Origin of the sequence: Enterobacter cloacae complex sp. IR5412, from assembly GCF_049237385.1 — a bacterium.
Lineage (GTDB): Bacteria > Pseudomonadota > Gammaproteobacteria > Enterobacterales > Enterobacteriaceae > Enterobacter > Enterobacter intestinihominis.
In genome coordinates this window covers 52244-77735 of sequence record NZ_JBMKHQ010000017.1, presented here as the reverse complement: position 1 = coordinate 77735, position 25492 = coordinate 52244, and the positions used below count along the sequence as shown (strand labels likewise).

At 49.3% G+C, this 25492-nt stretch carries 30 protein-coding genes; 25 read left to right on the top strand and 5 right to left on the bottom strand.

Going from position 1 to position 25492, the window contains the following annotated elements; all coding sequences use genetic code 11:
* Positions 1 to 7 precede the first annotated feature (7 nt).
* From ACOTX2_RS22105 to ACOTX2_RS22090, 4 genes are all read right to left on the bottom strand, one after another.
* Complete coding sequence (locus ACOTX2_RS22105; RefSeq protein ID WP_219989671.1) at positions 8 to 1024, bottom strand: SMEK domain-containing protein; 1017 nt, start codon at positions 1022 to 1024, stop codon at positions 8 to 10.
* A 120-nt stretch (positions 1025 to 1144) separates the two neighbouring features.
* Positions 1145 to 1669, bottom strand: a complete 525-nt coding sequence (locus tag ACOTX2_RS22100) for a transcriptional regulator (protein ID WP_057057292.1) — start codon at positions 1667 to 1669, stop codon at positions 1145 to 1147.
* 101 nt (positions 1670 to 1770) lie between these two features.
* A complete protein-coding gene (locus tag ACOTX2_RS22095; protein WP_057057291.1) occupies positions 1771 to 2076 on the bottom strand; it encodes a hypothetical protein in 306 nt (101 codons plus the stop codon).
* A gap of 3 nt (positions 2077 to 2079) precedes the next feature.
* On the bottom strand, positions 2080 to 3654 hold the full coding sequence (locus tag ACOTX2_RS22090) for a DEAD/DEAH box helicase (RefSeq protein WP_057057290.1): 1575 nt from the start codon (positions 3652 to 3654) through the stop codon (positions 2080 to 2082).
* Between the two features lie 64 nt (positions 3655 to 3718).
* Between ACOTX2_RS22090 and ACOTX2_RS22085 the strand changes: the two genes are divergently transcribed.
* Genes ACOTX2_RS22085 through ACOTX2_RS22060 form a run of 6 tightly spaced genes read left to right on the top strand, consistent with a single transcriptional unit; the run spans position 3719 to position 7436 of the window.
* Entirely contained in the window at positions 3719 to 4417 is a 699-nt protein-coding gene (locus ACOTX2_RS22085) for a ParB/RepB/Spo0J family partition protein (protein WP_057057289.1), read from the top strand.
* On the top strand, positions 4417 to 5094 hold the full coding sequence (locus tag ACOTX2_RS22080; RefSeq protein ID WP_057057288.1) for a ParB/Srx family N-terminal domain-containing protein: 678 nt from the start codon (positions 4417 to 4419) through the stop codon (positions 5092 to 5094). Before ACOTX2_RS22085 ends, ACOTX2_RS22080 begins: the two co-directional genes overlap by 1 nt.
* Positions 5091 to 5732, top strand: a complete 642-nt coding sequence (locus tag ACOTX2_RS22075; RefSeq protein WP_057057287.1) for an ATP-binding cassette domain-containing protein — start codon at positions 5091 to 5093, stop codon at positions 5730 to 5732. Before ACOTX2_RS22080 ends, ACOTX2_RS22075 begins: the two co-directional genes overlap by 4 nt.
* Positions 5722 to 6270: a hypothetical protein gene (locus tag ACOTX2_RS22070; RefSeq protein ID WP_057057286.1), complete on the top strand. Its 549-nt coding sequence runs from the start codon at positions 5722 to 5724 to the stop codon at positions 6268 to 6270. Before ACOTX2_RS22075 ends, ACOTX2_RS22070 begins: the two co-directional genes overlap by 11 nt.
* A complete protein-coding gene (locus ACOTX2_RS22065) occupies positions 6267 to 7157 on the top strand; it encodes a hypothetical protein (protein ID WP_057057285.1) in 891 nt (296 codons plus the stop codon). The genes ACOTX2_RS22070 and ACOTX2_RS22065 overlap by 4 nt, the downstream gene beginning before the upstream one ends.
* A 12-nt stretch (positions 7158 to 7169) precedes the next feature.
* Positions 7170 to 7436, top strand: coding sequence for a hypothetical protein (locus ACOTX2_RS22060; protein ID WP_057057284.1), 267 nt, complete (start codon positions 7170 to 7172; stop codon positions 7434 to 7436).
* Positions 7437 to 7491: 55 nt separating this feature from the next.
* On the opposite strand, the gene ACOTX2_RS22055 is transcribed toward ACOTX2_RS22060, so the two are convergent.
* On the bottom strand, positions 7492 to 8385 hold the full coding sequence (locus ACOTX2_RS22055; RefSeq protein ID WP_057057283.1) for an STM4504/CBY_0614 family protein: 894 nt from the start codon (positions 8383 to 8385) through the stop codon (positions 7492 to 7494).
* Positions 8386 to 8563: 178 nt separating this feature from the next.
* Between ACOTX2_RS22055 and ACOTX2_RS22050 the strand changes: the two genes are divergently transcribed.
* The 19 genes from ACOTX2_RS22050 (at position 8564) to ACOTX2_RS21960 (ending at position 25487) form a co-directional block, all read left to right on the top strand.
* Entirely contained in the window at positions 8564 to 9202 is a 639-nt protein-coding gene (locus tag ACOTX2_RS22050; protein ID WP_057057298.1) for a hypothetical protein, read from the top strand.
* 2 nt (positions 9203 to 9204) lie between these two features.
* On the top strand, positions 9205 to 10461 hold the full coding sequence (locus ACOTX2_RS22045; protein WP_072931959.1) for a phage terminase large subunit: 1257 nt from the start codon (positions 9205 to 9207) through the stop codon (positions 10459 to 10461).
* A 54-nt stretch (positions 10462 to 10515) separates the two neighbouring features.
* Positions 10516 to 12084, top strand: coding sequence for a hypothetical protein (locus ACOTX2_RS22040; RefSeq protein ID WP_057057281.1), 1569 nt, complete (start codon positions 10516 to 10518; stop codon positions 12082 to 12084).
* Between the two features lie 18 nt (positions 12085 to 12102).
* Positions 12103 to 13005 (top strand): DUF6651 domain-containing protein, encoded by a 903-nt coding sequence (locus tag ACOTX2_RS22035; protein WP_057057280.1) that lies wholly within the window; start codon positions 12103 to 12105, stop codon positions 13003 to 13005.
* A 26-nt stretch (positions 13006 to 13031) separates the two neighbouring features.
* Positions 13032 to 13904 (top strand): major capsid protein, encoded by an 873-nt coding sequence (locus ACOTX2_RS22030; protein ID WP_063160597.1) that lies wholly within the window; start codon positions 13032 to 13034, stop codon positions 13902 to 13904.
* Positions 13905 to 13985: 81 nt separating this feature from the next.
* Entirely contained in the window at positions 13986 to 14213 is a 228-nt protein-coding gene (locus tag ACOTX2_RS22025) for a hypothetical protein (RefSeq protein ID WP_057057278.1), read from the top strand.
* A 40-nt stretch (positions 14214 to 14253) separates the two neighbouring features.
* Complete coding sequence (locus ACOTX2_RS22020) at positions 14254 to 14688, top strand: hypothetical protein (protein WP_219989668.1); 435 nt, start codon at positions 14254 to 14256, stop codon at positions 14686 to 14688.
* Complete coding sequence (locus ACOTX2_RS22015) at positions 14688 to 15518, top strand: hypothetical protein (RefSeq protein ID WP_057057297.1); 831 nt, start codon at positions 14688 to 14690, stop codon at positions 15516 to 15518. Before ACOTX2_RS22020 ends, ACOTX2_RS22015 begins: the two co-directional genes overlap by 1 nt.
* A gap of 109 nt (positions 15519 to 15627) precedes the next feature.
* A complete protein-coding gene (locus ACOTX2_RS22010; protein ID WP_057057296.1) occupies positions 15628 to 15972 on the top strand; it encodes a hypothetical protein in 345 nt (114 codons plus the stop codon).
* Positions 15963 to 16433, top strand: coding sequence for a hypothetical protein (locus ACOTX2_RS22005; RefSeq protein ID WP_057057276.1), 471 nt, complete (start codon positions 15963 to 15965; stop codon positions 16431 to 16433). Before ACOTX2_RS22010 ends, ACOTX2_RS22005 begins: the two co-directional genes overlap by 10 nt.
* A 1-nt stretch (position 16434) precedes the next feature.
* The gene (locus ACOTX2_RS22000) at positions 16435 to 16815 is read left to right on the top strand and encodes a minor capsid protein (RefSeq protein WP_057057275.1); all 381 of its coding nucleotides are present in this window, start codon (positions 16435 to 16437) and stop codon (positions 16813 to 16815) included.
* A gap of 108 nt (positions 16816 to 16923) precedes the next feature.
* Complete coding sequence (locus ACOTX2_RS21995) at positions 16924 to 17685, top strand: Ig-like domain-containing protein (RefSeq protein WP_057057274.1); 762 nt, start codon at positions 16924 to 16926, stop codon at positions 17683 to 17685.
* A gap of 47 nt (positions 17686 to 17732) precedes the next feature.
* Positions 17733 to 18050: a hypothetical protein gene (locus tag ACOTX2_RS21990; protein WP_057057273.1), complete on the top strand. Its 318-nt coding sequence runs from the start codon at positions 17733 to 17735 to the stop codon at positions 18048 to 18050.
* A gap of 128 nt (positions 18051 to 18178) precedes the next feature.
* Positions 18179 to 18403, top strand: coding sequence for a hypothetical protein (locus ACOTX2_RS21985; RefSeq protein WP_162268772.1), 225 nt, complete (start codon positions 18179 to 18181; stop codon positions 18401 to 18403).
* 7 nt (positions 18404 to 18410) lie between these two features.
* A complete protein-coding gene (locus ACOTX2_RS21980; protein ID WP_057057272.1) occupies positions 18411 to 22985 on the top strand; it encodes a tape measure protein in 4575 nt (1524 codons plus the stop codon).
* 10 nt (positions 22986 to 22995) lie between these two features.
* Positions 22996 to 23328 (top strand): phage tail protein, encoded by a 333-nt coding sequence (locus ACOTX2_RS21975; protein ID WP_057057271.1) that lies wholly within the window; start codon positions 22996 to 22998, stop codon positions 23326 to 23328.
* A 48-nt stretch (positions 23329 to 23376) separates the two neighbouring features.
* On the top strand, positions 23377 to 24075 hold the full coding sequence (locus ACOTX2_RS21970) for a phage minor tail protein L (protein ID WP_057057270.1): 699 nt from the start codon (positions 23377 to 23379) through the stop codon (positions 24073 to 24075).
* Complete coding sequence (locus ACOTX2_RS21965) at positions 24072 to 24848, top strand: C40 family peptidase (protein ID WP_100245314.1); 777 nt, start codon at positions 24072 to 24074, stop codon at positions 24846 to 24848. Before ACOTX2_RS21970 ends, ACOTX2_RS21965 begins: the two co-directional genes overlap by 4 nt.
* Positions 24849 to 24857: 9 nt before the next feature.
* A complete protein-coding gene (locus ACOTX2_RS21960) occupies positions 24858 to 25487 on the top strand; it encodes a tail assembly protein (protein WP_416503111.1) in 630 nt (209 codons plus the stop codon).
* Positions 25488 to 25492 lie beyond the last annotated feature (5 nt).

Here is a 25492-nt window from a genome sequence, read left to right as displayed (position 1 = left end):
ATTCATTTTAATTGATTAATGAAAAATCGCAATCATAAATTATTTTTTTTAGGTTGTCTTCTGTACCTGTAAATCTGAGATATTCTACGATTGCTGCCATATAGTCGAAATCATAGTAAATTCCCTTTGTAAATGAAACCATATATGTTGCACAGTTAAGTCTGAAGTTATCTTCGTCATAATAAGCAAGCCTGATTTGTTCAAGGTAATCTGCAACCTCTTTTATTTCTTTTTTTTCATAGAAATGTCGGCCGCTCATGACTGCACTGACAGGCATAATGCAAGATTCAATATAATTATCCCCATTATTAACTAAAGTATATTCCATTACACGAAAAATAAACGTTCTTTGCATTTCATTGAGTTTTGACAGTTTAGACTTTAAAGTTATTAAGTCTTTCCTAATATCATCTTCTGTGAAATTTGTGTCATCATTGATGAAGTCAATTTTGTTAGCTTCAATGAATTTATTAATGGTTAAACCAAGGTCACTACCAACTACTTGGGTTAGCTCTAAGATGTTAGCGTTTTTCACAGGGAAATAAGCGCTGAAGTTTTTTTCGCAGAATGAGTAGATGGAATCAAATTCATATTCAGGTTTTTCGCATATTGCATTTGCCACATCTGAAAGATTTCTGATATGTGTCGAGAAGCCCTTTCGCGTATAACTTTCACATCTGTCATTGGAAATTATAATAATCCAAATGTTGTTATAGATTACATCTAAGCCATGCTTAACGAGCATATCCATTGTTTTATCAAACTTAGACTTAGAGCCGTCAGATGTAACTTGTACAGCGATACCATTCAAGGTATCACCGAGATCGATTGCTGGGTGGTTGTGTTTTATTAAATTCAAGTTAATCAAAGAAAGATCGTAAACCTTATTTAAAAGGTCAGTAAGAACAATCTCCATTGTTTTGTTTATGTCAAACATCCCTTGCTTACTGTTGAAGGTAATTACTGTGCTAAGTAATGAAAAGATGAATGTAATATCGTTGTTCTTTCTCTGCCGGTCTAACATCAAATAACCTCTCAATCAGTCAAGTGCGTGTAGTGTAAGTTATTTCTTGGTAAGTATGGCTGTGCGTTGCCAACTTTTGAATTTTATAAAAAATCATTTTATCGAGTTAGAGCTTATCACTCAAAAGGGAATGATGCGATCAACCCAATCGAAAAGCACTATCAGCTGCTTGCCGCCATCTTGTCTGACATTCACTTGGCTGGCATTGACACCTACGGATTCACCTTCGATTTCTCTACCATCCGCCATGTACACGCGGATCAGCTTTTCGCTTTGATGCGCTTGGCGACAAATTTTAAAGAAGTCGCGCTTTGATGGCTGATTTTGGTAATCATCAGCATTGATCGTCATTCTGCCTTCAAAGTTCGTTTGCACCTCTTTTTGCTTAATTGTCTCAATCGTTGCCACACGCTCAAGCGGCACACGAACGCGATGATCATTGGCGTCGAATCTCGGTGTCAGGTCAAGTTTGTTGCGCGCTGACAGCAGCCCATATACGAAGAGAGAGAATACCTGGCCATCCTCTAAAGACACTTTTACAGGAACACGCTTAGCGCGGTAATACTGAAGCGAGCGCTCAACATCTTTGTAATCTCGCGGCCAGACCTCAGCAGGTATGCCATATGTAATGTCGGTGATAGTCATCTGGTGTCCGAATAAGTGTTTTGAGTAGGGTAACACGCAATCTAATTGTGGTGGGGAAGGTGCCGAGGTAGCGGGCTGGTCGAGACCAGCCCATTGTGAAGTTAAGGCTTCGGTTCTGGGGTGTTTGAGTGTTCCAAACCAGCGAGCAGAATATCCCGATCTTCTTCGGTCATGTCGGTGGTGTTGTACAGTTCAATAATCCTTTGTGCGGCTTTACTGGTGGCCATTGCCCTTTTCGAGTACCGCGCGAAGTCGGCCATATTTACTTCTGCGATGATCATGTCGATTATCTCAGACTTGGTCATCTTGACGCCAGATTCTTTGAGTTTGTCTTTAAACGCTTCGACTTTGTCGTTAGCGCGAGGACTCAAAGCGACCTGGCAAAAAACAGGTTTTGGTTTTTCCATGTATCAGTTGCCCAGAACATTAAAATCAAACTTCCCATCGACCGGTAACACGCCTTCAGCGAAGCCGGGTGTAGTGTCAATGATGTTTTTGCGCTCGTAGGAATGAGACATCAGGTACTTATTGGAACTATCAATAAAGTCAGAGATAAAACAAACATTTGCCTGATTCTTTTTAGCACGTAGACCGCGTCCGACACGCTGACGCATCTCGACTTCTGCCTTACCACCACCAGCTAGGATCACCGCGCCCACACTTGGGACATCAACGCCTACATCGAGTATGGTGGAGCCAATGAGAATGTCTATTTTGCCTGCAGCCAGGCTCTGCAATTTTGCTTGTCGTACTTTCTGGGATGATTCACCGTAAATGAAGTCAACCCGCAATCCCTCTGCCTGCATCATCTCCATTAAGATCTGACCATGCCTTTTGTGCTTTACCAACGTCATACAGTTTAACTTGTGTGACCTATACATTACAGCGGCACGAACAATCGCTGCATTACGATTTAGGTTGTAAACAATGCCTAGTTGGTACGCCTTTTGGTATGGCGTGCTCATAACAACCCGGAAGTTCAGGTGTTTTGATGCAAGTTCAGCCTTAATCCTAGCCTCATCTGGAGTGTACGCGATTTTATGGTATAAGAAGTAGGGTTTTGCCAAAATACCTTTATCAATCAGATATTTTTCTGTCACCTTAATCTCAATTCGGCCGGCAACAGCCATCAATCGCATGTTGGCTTCCGTGGAATCCTTCATAAACGGAGTAGCGGTTAAAGCCAAACGGTAATCTGCGTTGTGGCAGAGTCTTGCGATGTCGTAGAAGCTGGAGCCGGATGATTCGTGCGCTTCTTCCAAAATCAGGAGTGAAACGCTGGCAAGTAGCTGTTTAATAAGCTCTCTTCGCTTAAGGTGCTGGGCGCGCTTCTCGGGAGAAAGGTCAGATCCAGGCTCATTTAGAAAACTGGAGAGTGTTTGAACGGTCGCAACGTTGATGTGACGTGATACCTTCAGTTCGCCCGAGCCAATCACACCAACCTTCTGCCCCTTAAGCCACGGCTCGCCATTCTCAGCGCGATAGTCGATGGATTTTTGAAAGTTATCTGCCATTTGGAACATCAGAACTGATCGGGTCGTGATGAACAGCGTCATACGGCCGATACGTGCAGCTGCTTTGCAGGCAATATTCGATTTGCCGCCACCGGTAGCGACCTGGGCAATCATCCCGCCCACTTTCACCATGGTTTCCACGGTCTGATCTTGATAAGCGTAATCGGGGTTGTAGGGGAATGGGTTTACCGCGGGATTTGGCTTGCCGAGTGCAGAAGCCATTGGCTTTCGAATGTGAGCGGTAGAAATACCAGCGCGGTTAAGCTTTGCCGCGATAGATCTTGCAAATCCAGCCGGAAACGAGCATTTTGACCAGTTGAACATGGTGCTGCGACCATCCCATCCACCACTACCTGAAAATGAGGCGCCATCAACATCGTAGCTCAACATGTCCTGAACTATCTTTTTTACGTTGTCATCCGCCCCTGAAATTAACGCGTTCACTGCGTTTGATACAATTCTAACGCTCATGTGTCTTTCCTTAGTGCCTTTATTGTGCTAACAGGCTATGATTTAATAAGTAGTTGGTTACTTAATGGATTATATCAAAAACATGGACGTAAAAATTAACATCTTGCAGGTGGAAGTAGGGCGACTGCAGCCAAACCCGTGGAATACAAACGCCGTGGGTTTTCAGAATTTTGAAAAGCTGAAAGGCTCAATCGACCGCCTGGGTTTCTTTAAACCGATCCTGGCTCGCGAGCTGCCAGATGGCTCATTCCAGATCCTCGGTGGTGAACACCGCTGGCGCGCAGCCATTGAGCAGGGCATTACCACTGTGCCAGTTATCACCGTTGGTCAGATCAGCGACGTGGTGGCAAAGCAAATGTCTCTCGTTGATAACGAGCGCTACGGTGAAGACGATCAACTCGCTTTGCAGCGTCTGATTGAAGAAATCCAGTCAGAAACTGGCTTCAGCCTTTCAGAAATCGCCCCATTTGATGACGAGATGGCAGCGACACTGGCCCGAACTGCGGCTTTCGATATGGCGGAACTGGAGCGACTGACTGATGGCGACGAGAAAGCGGCAGAAGAGGATAAACGCGAGAAGGTTGAGCGTTTGGGTGTGGAGCACCAAACGATGCGCTTCAAAGTCACCTTCGACTCTGCTGATTCAGTCACTACAGCCATTAAATCGATCATTGCCGAGCAGGGCATTAATACTGGCAGCGACATGGAAGACGCTGGAGAAGCCCTGGTGTGGCTCGCAGACTTTTACAAGGAACGTAACTGATGAGCACCCCATTTGAGATCGTGTATCTCGACCCTAAAACCCTGGTTCCATATGAGGCCAATGCCAAAAAACACGACGAAACCCAGATTCGTGATTTGGCTGCGGCAATTTCAAAGCGTGGATTTGACCAGCCAATCACCGTTGATAAAGACATGGTGATCATCACCGGCCACGGCCGCCGAGAAGCTGCAATTTATGCAGGGCTTGACCTGGTGCCGGTAATTATCCGAGCCGATCTCGACGAGGTCTCTGTTCGTGCCAAGCGTCTGGAAGACAACCGTCTGGCCAGTACAGATTACGATGCCATCAAGCTGCAAAAAGAGCTTGAAGAGCTGGTGCTGGGCGACGAGGTGGTGATTGGCTTCGACGAGCGTGAGCTGAGCGTTTTGGTTGGTAGCATGACGGAAGACATGGCCACCGACTCTCTTGTGATGGACTTGGGTCATGAATCCGTGCGCCAGCATGAAGAGCATGAAGAGATCTCCCGGGAAGTGGCGGAGTCAGAATTGCGAGTGATCGACGTGTTGGGCTTTAAAACGCTTCCCGCTGGCTCTGCGCTGGTTGTTGGGGATTTACTTGCCCACATGGAAGAAGTGACGGGAGAGAGCGGGGCAGAAGCATTTGTGGCTTATGCGAAGCGTGTTTCTGAAGAAGCTGTCGATGAGGAAGGGGCATGAGCAACTACCTCATCAATGTAGCTTTCCAAACGCGTGTCACAAAGACCACCCGAACGCTGGAGATCGCTGAATCGTTTGGCCTGGGTCTGGATGAAAAAGAATGGTCTCTTTACGACAACCTGGAGCTGGAAATCCGCTCTGGTGATGTCGTGTACATCACCGGTCAATCAGGATCTGGTAAATCGGTGGTGTTGCGCGAGCTTCAGCGTTTGATGAAAGAAGAAGGTCAGGATGTGGCCTCAATCGAAGACTTTGCCTTTGACGACAGCAAGAACGTCATTGACCAGCTGGGTAAAACCACCAGCGAGGCATTGGGGCTGTTATCTATGGCTGGGCTTAACGATGCCTATTTGTTTGTTCGCAAACCTTCTGAGATGTCAGACGGCCAGCGTTACCGCCTGAAAATCGCAAAGCTAATCGAAACCGGCGCAAAGGTATGGGTTGCTGATGAGTTTGGCGCTGTTCTGGATCGAGTAACTGCCCAGGTGGTTGCATCCAATCTCCAGCGCGCAGCGCGCAAAGCCGGGGCAACTGTCATGGTGGCAACCACGCATGAAGACCTCAAAAATGCTCTGCGCCCGGATGTGCAGATCACCAAGCACTACAAAGAACGTGTGAAGGTGGATTATGCAGCTTAAAAAGGTTTTCCCGATTTATGAAGGGGCTGAGCTGCGCCGCCGCTGGACACACGAGGCTGAATGGCAAGATTGGCTTCGTGCCCATGGCGCCTATGGCTTCCGTGTCGCCCCATATTACAACCGCTGCGTCGTGGTTTTTGGTGAGAAACGCTATGTGGAGGTGATCAAACAGCTCTATGGGCTGGATGAGAGTGAATATGTGGCGGGGGTTGGTGGCATGGTCACTGACCTGGGCTATATCCAGTACGACACCAATGTTCACTGCGTATATCTGCCTGAAAACTACAATGAGTCGGTTTACTGGCACGAAGCCTTGCACATCGCGCTTATCACTGGTCAACACCATGATTTGATGCCTTCAGATCAGGAGGCTTTCACTTATCTTCAGGGCTACATCGTTGAAGAGTTCGTAAAGGCTCGCGTTAAGTTCCTGGCCGACAAGAAGGCGGGTGGTTTGCCGGCGATCGAGGATATTGTGACGCGTCACCCCTCAACCATTCGTCGCGGTGGTTATGGCAGTCGGAAGGTGGTGCGATGAACGACGTAACCATCAAACGCTACAAGCCTGAAGAGTTTCCGAAGCATTTGGATTTTCTGGAGCGTATGACTGTGACGCGCGGCACTGTGGATGATTGGAATGCTTTGAAATCGCTGCACTACAAAACTGACGGCAAACCATTCGCACCAACCTATTACCGCTGCGAGCTTGATGGTCGGCTGGTGGGCGTTGTTGTTGTGGCTTTTCCAAAATTGCTTCTGGCGCCGCGTCACCGCATGTTCCCCAAACTGAAGCCCACCACTAACACGACGGTGGCCAATCAGTTCTGGGGGCGTTACGTGAATAACAATTTCGCAGTGATCAGCCGTTCAGTGGTGGACACACAATACCGTGGCGTGGGTATTTCATATCGCATGATTAACCTGGTGAGCCGAATGCACAACAGGCCGATCATCGAAATCCAGTCCTCGATGAGCAAATACAACCCGTTTGCGATGAAGGCAGGCTATCAGTTTATTCGACCAGAGCGTCCGAAGAGTTACGAAAGTGCGCTGCGCGTATTCCAGCGGCATTTCCGTGCCGACCCGGGCGACAATGAGAGCATTGTGAAAGAGCTGTTCTCGATGGGCGAGAATCGCCGCGGTCGCGCGCTGGTGGATCTCGTTGCCGACTACCACAAGAACTCATCGTTGGCGAAAGCTGGGCGCAACCGAGGCACAACCGTGCAGGACATCGCTGATTCGCTGGTGGATGAAGCCAGTATCGTGAAATTGCTGAAGGACATTCACAACCTTAGCTTTACGTCGCCGCTCTATGGTGTTTACCGCAACCCGGACTTTGGCAGGGAATTGCCTGACGTGTTGCCACTACTGGCATTCGACAACCAACCATTAAATGCGCCGCTGGATCTGGCGCGTATCTCGTAAGGAAGCGAGCAAATGATTTTGACAGATAAGCAGAAAGATATTCTGCGCACTATTTACCTTGGCCACGATCGCGGCCATTTACTTGACCTCGATGAGCTGCTGGAGGTTCTGCCATACAAAACCACAAAGCAGAGTATGCAGTTCTCTCTTCGAGCGCTGATTAAAAAGGGACTTGTCGAGAAAGGTGAGTTTCGTGCACGTGGAGATGATGGCTACCAGCGACGCACACTCGGCCTGACCGTTATGGGTAGAGCAAGCGTAAAGCTGATGGTGGCATGAGGAAGACCTGCTTCCCATAAATAATTATGTATTAATTAATAAGGAAGCAGGCTTTTTAATTAAATATTCGTGTTAGAAATAGAATGTTTGAACCGGTCATGTTGAGCATGAAATTGACAAGTTCGATGTCAATATTTCTGGGTTCGTCAGAGCCATGAGCTGCGATTTTGTTTCGTATTGTTCCTATGTATGCCTGAAGCATGCCTGATAATTTTAAATTGCCATCCTGAAGGAATGCCGGAATTCCATCTAGAGTGAATAGCTTTGGCACTAATTGGCTAATTGTCTCGTTGCCGGATAATTGTATCTTATTGTCTTTTAATATTATTTTTAGTGTTGATTCATACGCTTTACATGCTGAAACGATAGATTCCTCAAGTTTGTTAGCTTTGAAATGATCGAAAGCTAAAATGAATTGGTCAAACGCGCTTTGGTATTTTTTGGATGAGCCAAGAGTTGCAATACTGGGCTTAATTATTTGGTTGTGAGTGTATTCAGTGTCAATTCGTATGAGGTTGCCTTCTTCTATTCTGTATCCAATCCCATGAGATTGTAGGCGAAAGTTTATTTTATCAACGACAGGCTGAATTAAATCATTTCTATATGGGGAAAAAGTTTTGTGCATAACGAAACTAACCATATCAATTATATCTATGCACACTTCGTCGGTACAGTCTCGTGAGTCACAGAAAAAATTCACTAAATCAATGAATGGGTCTGAATCACCCCAGCTGTTTAGACGGTTCGTTACCGGTAAATTATGAATACCTAATTCTTCGCATATAAACTTGTATAGAGAACGAGGCAGTTCGGAAGATTGATAAACAATTTTTTGCCAAGACGTAGCGATCTGAACCCTAGCTTCACGGGGGATATGATCATAGGTAAATACGTCATTAACTTCGCCTAGAGCTTCGCTGCGTCTGCGGGAAAATCGTTTATAAAACATAATCTATAGGCTCCTTGTTCGAGTTTGTTTTATTTTTAGCCTTTTCGAGATGCCTTGCAACACAAATTATCTGTCTAGCAATAGACAAAATTTGAAAATATAATGCCTTTAAATAAATTGTTTTCTTATGTGTTAAAGTGGTGGTGCATGGATGCGCCTAATTAAGTTAGAGGGAACTATGACGACCGAAGCTGAAGAGGTAAGGATCAAGGTCACGCCAGCTATGTGGGCGGAGATCGAGGCGAAATGGGCGTCCGGCGAGTACACGCTTTCCAGATTGGAAGACGAGTATGGGCTGCGCCGCGAGACCTTCTCTCGTTATTTCAAAAAGAAGGGGTTGGCCAAAGGAGCCGACTCAGTTGGCAAGATGGTGCGTGAATCCCTGAAGTCAGACGCAGAGATCCGCGCTAAAGAGCGCGCCGACAAAATTGATGACCGTCGTAACAAGTATGACAGCTGGGCATTCACTCTCGGGAGAATGGCGATGGGTCAGGTTGCCGAGGCGAAGTCCAAAGGCACATCGCTTGCTGTTATCGAGGGCGATCTAAAGTCAATTCAGCGCGCCAGCAATATTCTGGCTAAGTGCTTTGATGTGTCATCCAAAGCCCTGGGCATGGATAAAGATGAAGGCTTGGCCGACGAAATCCCGAACCTGGTGTTTGGCGAATTGACACCAAATCAGGTGGCAGAGCTGCGTAAATCAGAAGAACCAGATCTGATTGACGATGATGAGCTTGAGGCACTTGAAGAGGAAGCAGCAAAAGACGCTGAGAGCGTTTTGGAGAGCGAAGCTGACGATGATAGTGGGGAAGCATAACCATGGCCATCCCGTCATCGCTGAGCTTGATTCAGCTGCATTCTGGGCAGATGTCAGTGTTCCAATCACCCCATCGTTTCAAAGTGGTGTGTGCTGGCCGACGCTGGGGTAAGTCTCGACTGTCAATTTCTAAAATTATTCGTGCGGCCGCTTCCGGCCGCAAACAGCGTGTTTGGTACGTAGCGCCAACGTATCAGATGGCCAGGCAGATTTTGTGGGATGACCTTCAGGAGACAATCCCGCGCAAATGGGTGGCTAAAAAGAACGACACCACAATGACGATCGTTCTCAAGAACGGTTCGGAAATTGCACTAAAAGGTGCGGATAAGCCAGATACATTGCGTGGTGTTGCGTTGAACTTTGTCGTGCTTGACGAGTTCCAGGATATGAAGCCTGACACCTGGTACAAGGTATTGCGTCCAACGCTGTCTTCTACCCGCGGTGGTGCGCTAATTATCGGCACACCGAAAGGCTTCTCTGAGTTCCATAAACTTTGGACGATCGGGCAAAACGAAGATTTGCAGAAGAAGGGACAGTGGAAGAGCTGGCAGTTTGTGACAGCCGATTCACCCTTTGTTCCAGAGGCGGAGATCGAAGCCGCGCGGAATGATATGGACCCTAAATCATTCGCTCAGGAATACCTTGCGTCGTTTGAGAACATGTCAGGTCGCGTGTATTACCCGTTCGACCGCAAAACGCATGTTAAGGATGTGGCCTTTAATCCGAAGCTGCCTATCTGGGTTGGTCAGGACTTTAACATCGATCCAATGTCCTCGGTCATCCTGCAGCCGCAGCCGAATGGTGAAGTTTGGGCGGTGGATGAGCTGGTGCTGTATTCTTCAAACACCGCAGAGGTATGTGATGAGCTGGAACGCCGGTACTGGCGATCGAAGTCTCAGGTAACAATCTTCCCAGACCCTGCAGGCGCATACCGACAACATGCGCGCGGTGAGTCGGATGTGGACATCTTTAAGGAGAAGGGTTTTCTGCGCATCGATCACCCGAAGAAGCACCCGCCGATCGCTGACCGTGTGAATGCAGTAAACCGTATGCTGATGACCGCGTCTGGGGATGTGAGACTTTATATTAGCCCGAAGTGTAAGGGACTGATTGAATCGCTGGAAAAGGTGATCTACAAACCGGGTTCGCGTGATATGGACAAGTCAGGTGGTGTAGAGCATAGCGCTGACGCCCTCGGCTATCCAATTCATAGAAGATTTCCGGTTAAAAGTCGTGTTATTCTTGGTGGCTCTCGATAGGTGGTTAGCTACCTATGATAAAACGGTATTTATATTAAATTGGGGTTTGGTCAAATGGAATTGACTGACAAAGTAATCAAGGATCTGGTTAAGCGTCGGCATCCTGAGTACGAAAAGAAAAAGGAGCATTGGGACTTTATTTCGGCCACCTACGCGGGTGGCCGGGCATGGTTCGATGACAACGTTTTCCGCTATTTCAAAGAAGGTGATCAGGAATACAAAGAACGTGTAGAGCGTGCATACCGCTTCAACCACACGCGTGAAGTTGTAAACCTGATCAACAAATACATTTTCCGCGAAGATATTCACCGCACTGAGGAAGATGCACCAGAGTTCATCCGGGATTTCTGGCGCCGCGCGACTCGTCAAAACGTTTCCGTTAACGAGTTCATGGCCGCCATCGATCTGCAATCCTCCATCTATGGGCGAATTTGGGTTGTGGTGGATAGCACAATGGAAGCTGGCGCTGAGTCGGTTGAAGACCAGAAGAAGCAAGATGGCCGCGCCTACGCTTACTGGATTTCACCGCAGCAGATGCTGGATCTGGCATGGGATGACGACGGCAATTTACTGTGGGCGCTTGTGGTGGAAGTCGCCCGTGATGATGCCGACCCGTTTGCTTCTACCGGACAAGAGTTCCAGCGTTATCGCTTGTGGACTCAAAACGAATGGTATCTGTTCCGCGAAGAAGTGAAGAAGGGTGGCCAGAAAGGTAATGCTAAGGTTTACCTCGAAGATAGTGGTGAGCATAACCTGGGTGTTGTGCCGGTGTTCCCTGTTGACTGTATTGGTCAAAGCGAATCGCCATACTTCAGCCCATCGCTCATTGATGACATCGCTTACCTTGACCGTGCGGTGGCCAACTACCTGTCGAACCTTGATGCAATCATTCAGGATCAGACCTTCTCCCAGCTGGCGATTCCAGTTCAGGCAATGCTGCCTGGCGATGAGAACCACGGCAAGGTATTGGAAATGGGAACTAAACGAGTGTTTACCTTTGATGGTGAAGGTGGCTCGCAGCCGTTCTACATGTCGCCAGACCCGAAGCAAGCCCAGATGATCATCACCACGGTTCAAACTGTCATCAACGAGATTTATCACTCTGTTGGTGTTGCCGGTGAACGAACCAAGCAGGACAACGCAAAGGGCATTGATAATTCCTCTGGCGCAGCCAAAGCATACGACTTCCAGCGCGTGAATAGCTTGCTGGTGACGAAAGCTGAACGTCTGGAACGTGCAGAGCGCCAGATGCTTGCCCTGGTTGGCAAATGGATGGGTGAAGAGCTGGAAGAAGATCACACATTGGTTAGCTACCCGGAGAGTTTCGACATCCGTGGTTTGACTGACGAATTTGCTGTTGCTCAGCAGTTATCAGAGTTGCAGGCGCCGGAAAGTGTTCGTCGTTATCAGATGGAAATGCTCATCGATAAGATCTTCCCGAACGTCACGGAGAAAATGAAAAAGGAATTTGAGGCAGATCTCTTGAAATTTCCTCCAAAAAATGTATCTGCGGGTATTGAAAATAGGTTGTCAACTACCTATGATAAGGCATCTTCTCAAGAAACCGAGAATACTTCTTCCCAAGGATCAGGGAACTCATCTGCTCAAGCAACCGAGCGATAAGGCGTAAAAAGGAATTTTATGAATCTGTGGCAAATGATGATGGCCCGTCGTGGCCTGATGGACGTCGCTGGCAAGGAAGAGCTGGGCGGTGGCGGTGGTGGTGGTGACCCAACTAAAGAGCAACCGGGCGAACAGTCTGGCGGCGAAGGTGGCGAACACAACCCTGGCACTTATGACGCACATAAACAGGCTCGTCAGCCAGAACTCGACGATGAATACGCAGGTCTGTCGCAAGAGGAGCTGATCGCAAAACTGCGTGATGCCAAGAAGTCAGGCGCTGAGCTTTTAAAAGAGAGCATGAAGCGCAAGGAAAAACTGGCTGCTTACGGTGACATTGACCCTGAACGTGCTCGTCGTTTAGTAGATGCTGAAGCTGCGGCAGAACGTACCCGTCAAGAAGCGGAGCAAGCTGAGCTTGAGCGCCGCGGTGAATTTGACGCGGTCAAAAAACAAATGGTTGCAGCCCATCAAACCGATCTGCAGGTAGAGCGTGATGCCCGTACCCAGGTTGAGGCTGAGAATGCCACTCTGAAGGCGCAGCTGCTGGAGATGACCGTAGGTGCATCTTTCTCTGGCTCTGCTTTCTTGCGTGATAAAGCTCTGATGACACCGACGAAGGCTCGTGTGATTTACGGCAACCATTTTGAAGTAGGCGAAGACGGCAGCGTTGTAGGTTACGACAAGCCAGCTGGTCAAAAAGACCGTGCGGTGCTGGTCGATGGCCATGGCCAACCTCTCGCATTCGAATCAGCGATTGAGCGTATTTTGCGTGCAGATCCTGAAGCCGACGCTTTGCTGCGAAGCGAGGCTAAACCAGGTGCAGGCTCACAAAGTAAGCCAAGTGCCAAAGTAACCACCCCGGTGAATAAGTCAACGATTGACAAGTTAGCCGCGGGTTTGGGAAAAATCGTTACAAAATAACATCTTAATCAAAAGGAATTGAAAAGATGCCATTACTGCGAGACGAAGCTGAAAAGCTGTCTAACAACGAACTGGAACAGGGCGTAATCGAAACTATCATCGATCGCGATGACCTGTTTGCCGTTCTGCCTTTCATGAAGATCAACTCTAAGGCGTATCTGTACAACCGCGAAGATTCACTGTCTGAAGCCAGCTTCATTGACGTGAACGATGTGGTTCCAGAAGGCGCTGCAACGTTCACCGAGCATGTGGCTAAGCTGCGTATTCTGGCTGGCGACGTTGACGTTGATAAATTCCTGGCGACCACCATGGCCGACACCAATAGCCAGCTGGCTATCCAGGTTCGTTCCAAAGTAAAAGGTCTGGCGCGCGCATTCCGCCGCAACCTGATCCAGGGTGACTCTACAAAAGACGCGAAATCCTTCGACGGCATTGCTAAGCTGATGTCTGCCGATCAGGGCATCGTTGCGAACGCGTCCATGACCTTCTCCATGCTCGATGAGCTGGTTGATGCGGTGAAAGATCTGGGTGCAGACTGCCTTATGGTTCGTTCTGAGCATATGCGCGCTTACCGTGCGTTGCTGCGTACCGTGAACGTCGGCCCGTCTGAAGTGATGATCGAAAACTTTGGTCGTCCAATGCTGACTCACAACGGCATTCCATTCATCGTGAACGACTTCATCCCTGTTGTTGACGGCGCTGCCGACATCTACGGCCTGCACCTGTCCGAAGAGAACGGCCTGACCGGTCTGTACGGTGGTGATAATGCCGGTATCGTGGTTGAGTCCATCGGCACCGTTCAGAACAAAGACGCCCTGCGAACTCGTGTTAAGTGGTACTGCTCTCTGGCGAACAAGCACGACAAAGCGATCGCTGCGCTGAAAGGTGTTAAGATTTAATCATATTAATAGGTGGTTGCCTACCTATCAACGATCACTAGCAAGGGTGGGCAGTCGCCCGCCCTTTTTTATGGAGTGAACATGGCAGACAAAAAAGTACGCATTACCGAAGAATTGCTCTCGGATTACACGGGGCACATGTTCGGTGTGCAATTAGAGCATAGCGTTACCACCAGCCCGGTGAGTGAAGCCCGACAGAAGCAAATGCTTGCCGCCCTGCGCGGTGAGGTAGTTGAGGTGGCTGCAGCCGCAACTACAGCAGCACCTAAAGCTGCGACCAATGCCGACACCGGCAACGGCACTGAATAAATATAACTTGGCCGTCTAATCGGCCTCTATGGGGACTCATATGAAAACTGCAAAAGTAAGACTGCTCGAATCCTGCTTCAAAGGCTATACCGGCATGCTGTGTGGCATCCAGTTTGAAGATGGCATCTCTGTGTCAGAACTGCCATTTGTGGATCAGCAGCGCATTTGCTCATCTATGCGCGCAGAAACCATTGAGGGCGCCAATGTGTCTCCTTCTGGTATTTATAGCGAACGCCATGGGTTATCCGCTGACAGCGTAAAAGAGACCGCTGCGCCGGTTAATGAGCGTATGGCGCGAGTGACAACTCAAGCCCATGTAAGCACACATCCGAAGTTCTCCCGCGAAGAGCTGGAAGCTGTAGCTGATAGCGAAGGCATTGCCGGTTTACGACAGATCGGAAATGAGTTGGGCGTAAAGGGCAAGGGCATCGTTGAGATGATCGAAGGCATTGTGAAAGCCCAGGGCGGTGAATGATGGCTCAGCTCGGCACGTTTAAAAGCGGCGAAGATGTTTCGCTGTCATTCACTCTCAATGTGCTCGATGCGGCTTCCGCAACGTACACTCTGAAGGACGGCCGGGCGAACATTGTTGCGGAAGATGTACCAGTGGAGTTTGAGGCTGGCCAGATGTCCGTCACTGTTGTCGTGCCAGCCGAGTACAACCAGCTTGCAGATCGTGAACGGGATTTGCGTCGTTTGGTCTTGACGGTCAATGACGGCACTATCAATCACCTCTCTGAGCAGCTTTATGTTCTGATGGCAGACTTTGAGCTGGCGGTTCCACGACATTCGTTTGCCACAATCACCGACGCCCAGATGCAGGCAATAGACATGCTGAATGGGGATGCGTTACTTGCCGATGGTGACAGCTTGATGCGCAAGCGTCTTATTGAGGCCACAAATCGCATCAAGACAATGCCTTTCTCAATTCGTCGTATCTTTGGTATCGATTATGACGATTACGATCGACCGCAAAACATGCTGAATGTCACCACAGTGCCGTTTGGCGCAGCTGGGCAGTACCGCGTCGATATGGTGGATTGGGATGAGCTGAGCGATGAGGATTTTGCCGCTTTCCCGGATGTCTTCAAGCGCGCTGTGATGTTGGCTGTGATAAACGAAGCCTGTGAAATTGCCAACGGCAATGATGTAGCTGCCGCGCGCGAAGATGGGATTCTCTCTGAGTCGATTGGCGAGACGACCAATATGTACCGAACCGGTAAAAGCGCACCTAAGACGGTTGCCAGAACCACCTGGCGTTTGCTGGCTAAGTATACCAATAACCGGTTTATCGTTCGTCGGTAGTCAAATTTCGCGCCAGTGACCACCAGTATGGGGGCAGGGTTTAAGTCATCATCGATGCACCCGCACCAGTTGGATGGCGCTGGCGTTGTTTATTCACATGGAGGTGGATATGCACGTAGCCTGGCAAACGGAACTCGCTGTTTATCGAAAAGGTGGGATGAACATCTATGGCGAGTCGAAATACCAGTTTGTGAGAAGCACCAAAGTAGGCGTAGTGAATTTTACCGAAGGCGTTGTTCGGTCGTCGGTACGAGCTGATAGCTCTGGCAGTCGTGGCAAAGCTGACGTTGAGACGTTCAATGCTGTGCTAATTGTGCCCTTGGCTGCTGATGTGAAGCTGGGTGACGTATTGGTGATGTCTGGCACTAAGTTGCTGGTGGCGAGCGTAGAGCGTCGTTGGGGGCTTCGTGGGCGCCCTGGTCATCTGGAAGTCGGGGCAAACGTATGGGTCTGAGTTACGACGCGTCAAAGTTACGGCGCCAGGCCAATTCTCTCGATCAGCGTCAAAAAGCGTTTAAGCGTTACCTGCTTCGCGACATGGAGAAGGTGGCTAAAGTGATGGAGCGATTGGCCAGAGCGATGGCGCCAATTGAAACCGGCTCACTGGAGAAGGCGATTTACGCGCGCGTAATCAATAACTTCTCAGAGGTGAAAGTCGAGTTGTATGTATCCGGTGCAACATCTCGCGAGGGACATCCGGGCGTGACGGTTGGGCAATATGCGGATTACATGCACAACGATCACTACCGGCTTGGCCGATTGTCAAGAATGAAGAGCGTCACCAACCCCCCGATCGAGGGAATGCGAGCGAGAGTAGGGCGTCTCTACATTGAGCGCGCGATTGAAATGGGCGAAAAACGGTTCAGGGAAGCTGTGACAGAAGCAGCAAGAAAGGCCGGATTCACAAGGGGGTGACATGTTTATTGAAGCGTTTGCCAAATTTCTTCAGGACAAGAAGTTAGGCGTTATTGGTAAAGATACTTTCGCCCATCACATGCCGGCTTCAGTCAAAAGCGGAATTTTGCTGGTGAATCCCAATACCGGTATTGCCATTGACCGCGAGCTTGATGGCTTTTATCAGGATGTTTTCACCGTAATCATCAGAGAGCCAACATTGTCTGCAGTGTCGGCCAGAGCTAACAAAATCATGGTTGTTTTGCCTCTGCTTGATACAGAAGTGCAGGGCATTCGGTTTAAATATGTTAAGCCTCTGTCTCTGCCGATCATTTACCCGCAGGATGATGGATCGCTGTTCGAAGCTGGTATTCCCGTCGAATTTGCAGCATATCAAGTGTAATCATCATTAAAATAGCTGCATGGTTACTTTTTTAAAGTAAGAAATAGCTATATACTTACATTTGCCGTAAGGAATGCGGCACCCAATGCAAAAAGGAGTTTGCAAACAATGGCTAACACCCATGTTAAAAATATCAAATTAGGCGCTTGCAAAGTGTCTTTCGGTGGCCAGGATCTTGGCTACACCAAAGGCGGCGTTGAAGTTGAGGTTTCTACCGAAACCCTCAAAGTCACCGTTGACCAGTTGGGTCAGACCACCATTTCCGAACTGGTGCAGGGTCGTAACGTGAAAGTTACCGCTCCACTGGCCGAAAGTGTACTGGCGAACCTGGTTAATCTGATGCCTGGCTCGACCATGTCTGAAGATAAAAATACCCTGTCAATCAGCTCCGCTCAGGGCGTCAACCTCGTTGATGTTGCCCAAGAACTGATCCTGACGCCGCAGGACGGCACCGACTTCGTACTGACTCTGCCAAAGGCCGCTACCGCGGGTAACTTCACCATGGCCTACAAATCCGATGACGTTCGCGTGTTCTCCGTTGATTTCAACGCATACCCGGACGACGACGGCATTCTGGGAACCATGACCAACCCAAAGCCTAATGCTGGTGGCGCATCTGTCGCAGTCACTGGCGTAGCTGTTAATCCATCCACGGCAAATATTGCAGTGGGCGGCACTACTCAGCTGGCCGCAGTATTTGCACCTACCAACGCCACCGATAAAACAGGTACGTGGGTATCGAGCAATACTGCTGTAGCTACTGTAGATAGCACCGGCAAGGTAACTGGTAAGGCTGCGGGTAATACCCAGATCACCTTCACCACCACTGACGGCGCGAAGACTGCTTCGGCAGCAATCACCGTCGCGTAACACCCAAAGAGGCTCAGGACGAGCCTCTTATTTAAACGGATTTGAAAATGACCAAATTACTCGATCTGGATGCAATCTCGCCTCCACAAAAAGCAATCAAATTCGGCGGTAAGAAATACCCGATCGTCGAAATGACCGTTGGTCTGTTCGTCGCTATTAAGCAGATGGAAGGTAAGGATCTCTCCGCTCTGTCTATGGCCGACCAGGTAACCTCATACGCGGATCTGGTGCAGAAGTTACTCCCAACCGTTACCCCTGAAGCACTTGAAAAGCTGTCGCTGCCTCAACTGCAGCAGGTGTTCACCTTCGCCATGGAAGTTGTTGAAGAAGAGAACGAAAAAGCTGCCGGTGACGAAGCAAAGTAATTACCCGCGATGAGTCCGGGAAGATGGTGACGGTTTCCATCGATCTCGGATTCTATTTCAGTCGTGTTGTTGCTCACTATGCCGTCTCACCGAGAGAACTACTCCAGCTGCCGTTGGCCATGTTTTGGATGTTAAGTCGAAACATTGATCGTCTCCGGGCTGAAGAGGATGTCCGTAGTTTCCAGGTGGCAAGAGTCGCCCAAGCAGATGCGGATAGCGGCAAGGCGTTCATGGAGGGTTTGCAACACCGTATTGGAAGACCAGTCGTTACCGATAAAGTCTACGATCCAAGTTATGCGAAAGCAGACCCCGACGCCAAAGAGCAACTGATGAAAATTTTTGGCGCAGGATGACAAGGGAATGTCTGACAACGTAGAGTTTATTCTGTCGCTGGACGATAAAAAGTTCACCGCGGCAATCGACCGGGCGGGAAAACTGCTGGTCAGTTTTGGTGAGAAGGCCACAAAGCCAGCCCAAAAAATCGCAACACTTGAGCGATCTCTTGGTTCAGTCGCCGGGATTTTGGGGACGCTCGACAAAAAGCTGGAATCGGTCGCCAATGGTCTTCAGGACTTAGGTGCCGGTTTCGAGCTTGTCTCAAAGGCCATGCGCGACACCAGACAAGAGCTGGTGGCGTTCAATGCCAATCTCAAAACCTATACCACACGCATTGATGCTGCTGATAAGGCCACAAAGGGGTTTCATCATTCGCTGCAGGCAGTTCAATCTGAGCTGAGTGATTTCTCCGATTGGGCTAATCACGCTGGTCGCTCTGCATCATCATTTGGCCATCAGATCAAAGAAGCTAACACCGCAACCTCTGGCATGAACACTCGTTTGTCCAACTCCAGCAAGAAAATGGAGAATTGGGCTGCATCATCTACTAAAGCCGCTACCCAGATGAAAAAGGTTGTGGCGGAAATGGATGCGCTAATCAACCGCCAAAGAGAATTGGGGAATCTCAGGGCAGATGTACGTGGCCCTGGTCGCGGTGGTTCTGGTGGCGGATCTGGTCGTGGTGGCGGTCGCCATTCAAGCGGCGGGCTGATGGACGGTATGAAAGGCAACATCTTCATGCTGGGTGAAATTAGTGATGCTGCATACACCGTCAAGGAGATGCTTTTCGGTTGGCAGGAGCCGATTGTAGAAGCAGCTGCCCAGATGCAGAAGATGCGCATCTTGCTTGAAGGTATGAACAAAGAAGCTGCCAACCCTAAATTGGCTGCTACCAATGACATGAACTACATCGTGAACATGGCTAAAACTGCCCCGTTCGCTATGGAAGCGTTGACTGACGCGTTCGTTAAGTTCAAGTCAGCTGGCATCGATCCTGCCAACGGCTCACTAAAGTCTCTAGTTGACTCTGTGGCGCGATTTGGTGGCGATAGTGAGTTGTTGAAACGCGCAGCTGTAGCAATCCAGCAGATGTCCGGTAAGGGCGTCATTTCGATGGAAGAGCTGCGTCAGCAATTAGGTGAAGCGGTTCCTACCGCGATGCAGGCAATGGCAGATTCTGCCGGTGTCACCATGGGGCAACTTACCAAGGCGATTTCTACCGGCACTGTCTCAGCCAAGCAGGGATTAGAGCTGCTATTTCAGGGGCTTGATGCACAAAGCCGTGGCTCAGCTGAGAATCTGATGCAAGCCTATACTGGCGCGCTTGCTCAACTACAGACCTCATTCACTCTATTTGCCGACCGCATTGGTAAAGCAGGATACCTCGACTCAATCACCAATGCTTTCAAAGAGCTGTCCACCTACATGAACAGCACTGATGGCAAAGTGTTTGCGCAAGACTTAGGTGAAGGGCTTTCCAAAGCTGTGGATGGCCTGATGGATATGGCGAAGTGGGCGGAGCGGAACAAAGAGCTTCTGTTGACACTTGGCCAGGTCGCGCTTGGCATGGTGGGCTTCAAGGTTCTCAAAGGAACTATTACAGGTGTAGCCACGGCTGGCGCCGAGATGGGTGGTGGTCTGAAAAAGGCATTTGAGGTTGTTAATGGAGCCGGTGCCAAAACCATTGGTGCAATTGGCAAAGTCATTACCTCAATCAGAACGTTCGGCACTACTGCGACTCTGATCATTGGCGTAGGTGAAGCTATCAAGATGGTTCGCACCGCTTGGCTCGCTTTTTCAGCTGTAGTTGTAGCAAATCCAGTTGGCGCAGCCATTACAGCTATCGCTGTCGCGGTAGGTGGCCTGATTGCCGTCATGTCTTCTCTGAGAGATAAAACAGCGGAGACTGTTGCCGAGATTCGCAAAATCCCGGAAGCAATGACTGCGGCGCAGCGTTCCCAGATGACTGCTCGCGCAAGTGAACTGGATCGCAAAAACGCTCTGGATCAGCAGACGCTGGATTTGGTATCGAGCGGCAAAATGTCTGGTGCCGGAGTTGACACCAAACTTATTCAAGACCGTTTAGCCAGAAACAAAGCCGAATCAACAATGCTGAAAGAAACCATCGGCATGGGGGATAAAGCTCAATACGAGAACCTGGCGCGAGACATCGTCACCAAACGCCTTGAAGACGTAGACAATGGCATCAAAGCGGGTATGGCGAAGTACAGCACCACCACCCTGAAAGATGCGCGCAACAAGCGCACCGTTCTCTCTCAAGATCAGAATATGTCGCCGTCTGAGAAGAGTGCGCAGCTGGAAGCGATTAACACCGCCGACCGAGATGCCCATCTGAAGCCATTTTTAGAAGGAGCAGATAAGACTCAGAAAATCGTTGATAGCCTTGGGCAAGAAGTCGTTCGCATCAGCAAATTGTTAGAAAACCCAGCCCTAAATGAAAGCGATCGTTCCCGACTTCAAGGGCAGCTGAATGGGCAATCTCAGGCATTCATCACTGCGCAAGATTCCCTAAAAGGGCTTCAAGAGCAAATAAAGAACATCCGTGAGCATTCCGGCAAAGGCTTGCAGATGCTGGATGGATCTTATTACACCGGTGTTGGCGGTACCAAAAAGCAAAATGACCGTCTGAACTCGCTGTTTGTTAATTCCCAGCTCGGTACTGGTAAGCAAACTCGAATGAACCCAGACGGCACGATCATGCGTGACATTGCCGGTGATGCTGTGATGGGCGATGCCCAGCTGAAGGCCAACACGAAGTTGCGATCTATCTACGGCGAAACCATCAAGATGGAGCAACTGACCGCAGACCAGCGCGAGAAGATTTCTTCCATACTGACCGCGGCAAAGCTGAAGGATGAGCTAAAAGCCCAGCGCGCAGCTGAGCGAGCGGGTAAATCCGCTGAATCAGCGGCTAAGCGTGAGGAGAGTGCGCGTCAAAAGGCACTTAAAGCCAATGAGACGTGGATCGGAAAAGCGGAGCAGATGGCCGGCCAGCTGGGGTTGTCATCGAAAGCTAGCGTTGAGTTCGACCAGAACATTCAGGAAGTCACTAAGCACCTGACTGAGATGGCTAACGCAGTGCCAAGCGATACGCTTTCCAAGGGGATGATCGACAATGCCAAAACCATGCTTGCGTTCATCAACCAGAACAAGGACGCCTACTCCAAGCGACTGAATCAAGACGCTGCCGAGCAGAGCATTACCAAGTTCGCGCCGATGGCCAACAAGGCGATTAACTCCGGCTACACACCGGATTATCAGTCTGCGGCGGCCGAGTGGAATAAGAAGTTTAATGAAAGCCTGGCTTACCTACAGAGTCAGTCGAAGAACGCTCAAGACCAAGGCATGAAAGAGGTGTACGACCGTGCAATCTCACAAATGCTGGCTGGCCGAAATAAAGCGTTTATTGCAGAAGTTGGCACGTCCCAGCAGAAATTGGCGCAGGAGTACAGCGATGTAGCCTCGCAAATGGAATCTGTGTGGACGAGCTGCTTCGAAAATCTGACTGATAAGCTGACCGAGTTCGTCAAAACAGGCAAGTTCAGCATCGCTGATTTTGGCGATTACATCTTTGACGAAATGTTAAAGGTTAGCACCAAAGCACTGGTTGTTGAGCCGCTGATGCAGTCGCTGGGCATGGGTACAAACTCAGGAGCCAGTTGGGGCGATAAGCTGTCGGGTGCCAAAGATGCAGTTATGGGGAGCTTCACAAAAACGCAGCAATCAGGCTCGCCAGTTGAGGCAATGTCTTCACCAGCCAGCGCCGGTAACGACTCTGGCAGCATGTTTGATGGGCTAAAGAACTCCTTCAAGTCACTGACCACATCTGTATCGGATCTGGCGTCATCAGGTTTGAAAAGCCTGAAAGATGGCTTTAACGAATTGACGGGCAGTACCAAAAACTCGACAACCGCAGTGACGCAGAATGCAGTCTCTACCCAAGAGGCGACTTCTGCAACGCGTGGATTCACTTTGTCAGCAAGCACGGCTGTAACTGCGATCGGTGCGACGATTTCAGCGCTGGGCGCTGCGACAGGCAATAAGTGGATGGGGTATGTAGGAGCGGCCGCGAGCATTATGGGGTTGGCATCATCTGCGTATGGCGCGATGTCCTCTGCCGGTTGGACAGGAAACTCGGCCAGCACGGTGCAGGATGGAACCAAAGGTTTTCAGGTCAAGCCAAACGCCAACCAGTTTCAGGTGACGGCACACGCCAAGGGCGGGGTGTTCGGTCCAGACGGTGTGGTTCCTCTCAAAAAGTATGCCAAAGGCGGTATCGCTTCATCCCCGCAGCTGGCGTTGTTTGGCGAGGGCAGTCACAAAGAGGCGTATGTGCCACTCCCAGACGGCCGTTCGATCCCGGTGACGTTTACTGGCGGTGGCGAGGCTGCTGGCGGGGACAATGTGGCGATTTCTATCACTGTTCAGAATTACGGTGACGGTAGTAGCAAGTCATCTGAGAACTCGGACAACGGCTCTCAGTGGAACGATATGGCTCGCAAAGTTAAGGCGGTCGTGCTTGACACACTGACCGACGAAAGCAGACCGGGCGGCATGTTAAGCAGCACAAGCAAATAAGGAGTGGGTAATGTCACGGACGACATTTACCTGGTTCCCGTTGTTTGATTCCGAGAAGGAGATGAAGCCGGAAGTAACCCGGCTCGCCTTCAACGAGGGTTATGAGCAACGTGTAACCAGTGGTTTGAACTGGCGCAAATCCAGCTGGGATCTGCAATTTCAGGGTACACGAGCTGAGATGCAGGAGATCGACGACTTCCTGTATGCGCGCGGCGGGGTGGAGTCATTTAACTGGACTTCACCAAACGGGCAGAAGGTTATCGTGGTGAGCGATAGCCATAAGGTCAAAAACTCACGAGGTTACGCGACTTTGACCACAACTTTCCGCCAGGTATTTGAGTAATAAAAGCCCCCAAGGATGGGGGCTAATCTTCAAGGATGAAGACAGAAAATGGAAACTATTGCATCGAGTATTCAGTCGCTCCAACCGAGTGCGCTGATTGAAGTGTTTGAGCTGGATATGTCAGTAACTACCAGCGGTGGGAAGCTGTATTTTCATGCAGGCACCAACGAACTTTCTGAACCAATTATTTGGCAGGGGGTAACCTATAAACCATGGCCAATTGCGGCATCTGGTTTCGATAAAAATGGCCAGGGCAAGTTGCCGCGACCAAAACTGCAGGTGAGTAACCTCGATGGAATTATTTCGGCTGAAGTGCAGTCGAATGAGGATTTGATCGGCTGTAAGCTGATTCGTCGAGTCACTCTCGCTAGATTTTTAGATGCTGCCAACTTTACTGAGGGCAACCCAACAGCTGACGCGAACCAGCATTTTGCCGATGAGATGTGGTACATCGACCAGAAGACTTTTGAGGATCGGGAGATTGTTGAGTTTGAGCTTGCCTCAGCCTTCGATCTGATGGGGGTTATGCTACCCAACCGCCAGATCGTCAAAAACTCATGCCAGTGGCGGTATCGAAGCGCTGAGTGCGGTTATACCGGCCCCTACTTTGACAAAAATGACGCTCCAACCAAACTGGCCAGCGCCGACTATTGCACCAAACGATTGTCATCGTGCCGTGCTCGGATTAATTACTTTGCCAACGGCATCATTGCGTTTGGCGGGTTCCCCGGAGCAAACCGCGCATGATGAAGAATGAAATGATGAATGAAAAGCTGATTGGCGCTATGCGCCTTGCCGCTTTACAAGAATATCCGAATGAGGCTTGCGGCCTGCTTGTTAATACAAGAGCGAACAAGTATGAGTTAATTGTTTGCCGGAACGTCGCTGATGATCCTGAAAACTATTTTGTTATGAACGCCGAAGACCAAATTGCAGCGGAGAGAGCTGGCGAGGTGGTGGGTGTTTGGCATTCGCATACTGACGAGGATAATCAGGCGTCTGAGGCAGATATGTCTGGCTGTGAAGCATCAGAGTTGCCGTGGTTTATTATCAACATCAGCAAAAACTACAATCCTGAAATTGATGCAGAGTATCGTTTTAGTGATGTAAACGTGATCAAGCCATCTGGATTTGAAATGCCTTATGAGGGAAGGCCTTACGCATTTGGGGTATTTGATTGCTGGTTGCTGTGCCGAGATTATTTAAAACGTGAGAAAAAGGTGGCTATTGGCGTCTGCCCTGAGTTGCATATCCCATCGTGGTGGGAAAAGGGGGTTGATATTTTAAACGACAACTTCCAATCGCAGGATCTTGTAAGATTGCCACCGGGAACCCCACGTCAGAATGGCGACATTTTCTTCATGCAGTTAGCATCGAAAGTTCCTGATCACTGTGCAGTTTACATTGGCGATGGTATGATATTGCATCATCAAATGGATAGATTGAGCTGTAAAGCAATTTATGGCGGGATGTACGAAAAGCACACTACGCACCATTTGAGACACAAGGATTTAATGTGAGGGAAGACAATGAGTGAAATGGCTATGGATAAGCCTGAACTTGTCACTGTCGAATTAGGTGGAGTTTTAGGTAAAAACTTTGGCAAGGTTCATCGCGTTGCTGCAAATACTGTCCGGCGCGCAGTAAGTATTATTGACTGTAATCGCCCTGGTCTCGTAACCTGGATGAAGATGAACGCTAAGAAATATCAGAAGTATCATATTTCTGTCGCGCGTCATGATGGTGCAGTCTACGATATGAGTGAAGCCGAGTTCCAAATGGAAAATAACGGCAGCATGAAATCGATCAGAATCACACCAATTTATCGTGGCTCTGGATCAAAGGTTGTCGGTGCGGTTCAGGTTGTTGTTGGTGTTATTTTGATGGTTGTGGCAGTGTTTGCATCGTCAGTAACCGGTGGTGCTTCATTGGCAATGTTTTCTGCTGGTTTTGCTATGGCCTTCGGTGGTGTTGCAGCGCTCTTGTCCAAGCAGCCATCAAATAAAATGACGACCGTTGACAATAAAGACTCGTACTACTTTGATGGGCCGCAAAATACAGTATCTCAAGGCAACCCCGTACAGCTGATTTACGGTAAAGAGATTTTAGTCGGCTCCCAGATTGTCAGTGTCAAGATGTCTGTTGAGCAGATGCTTTAGTGCAA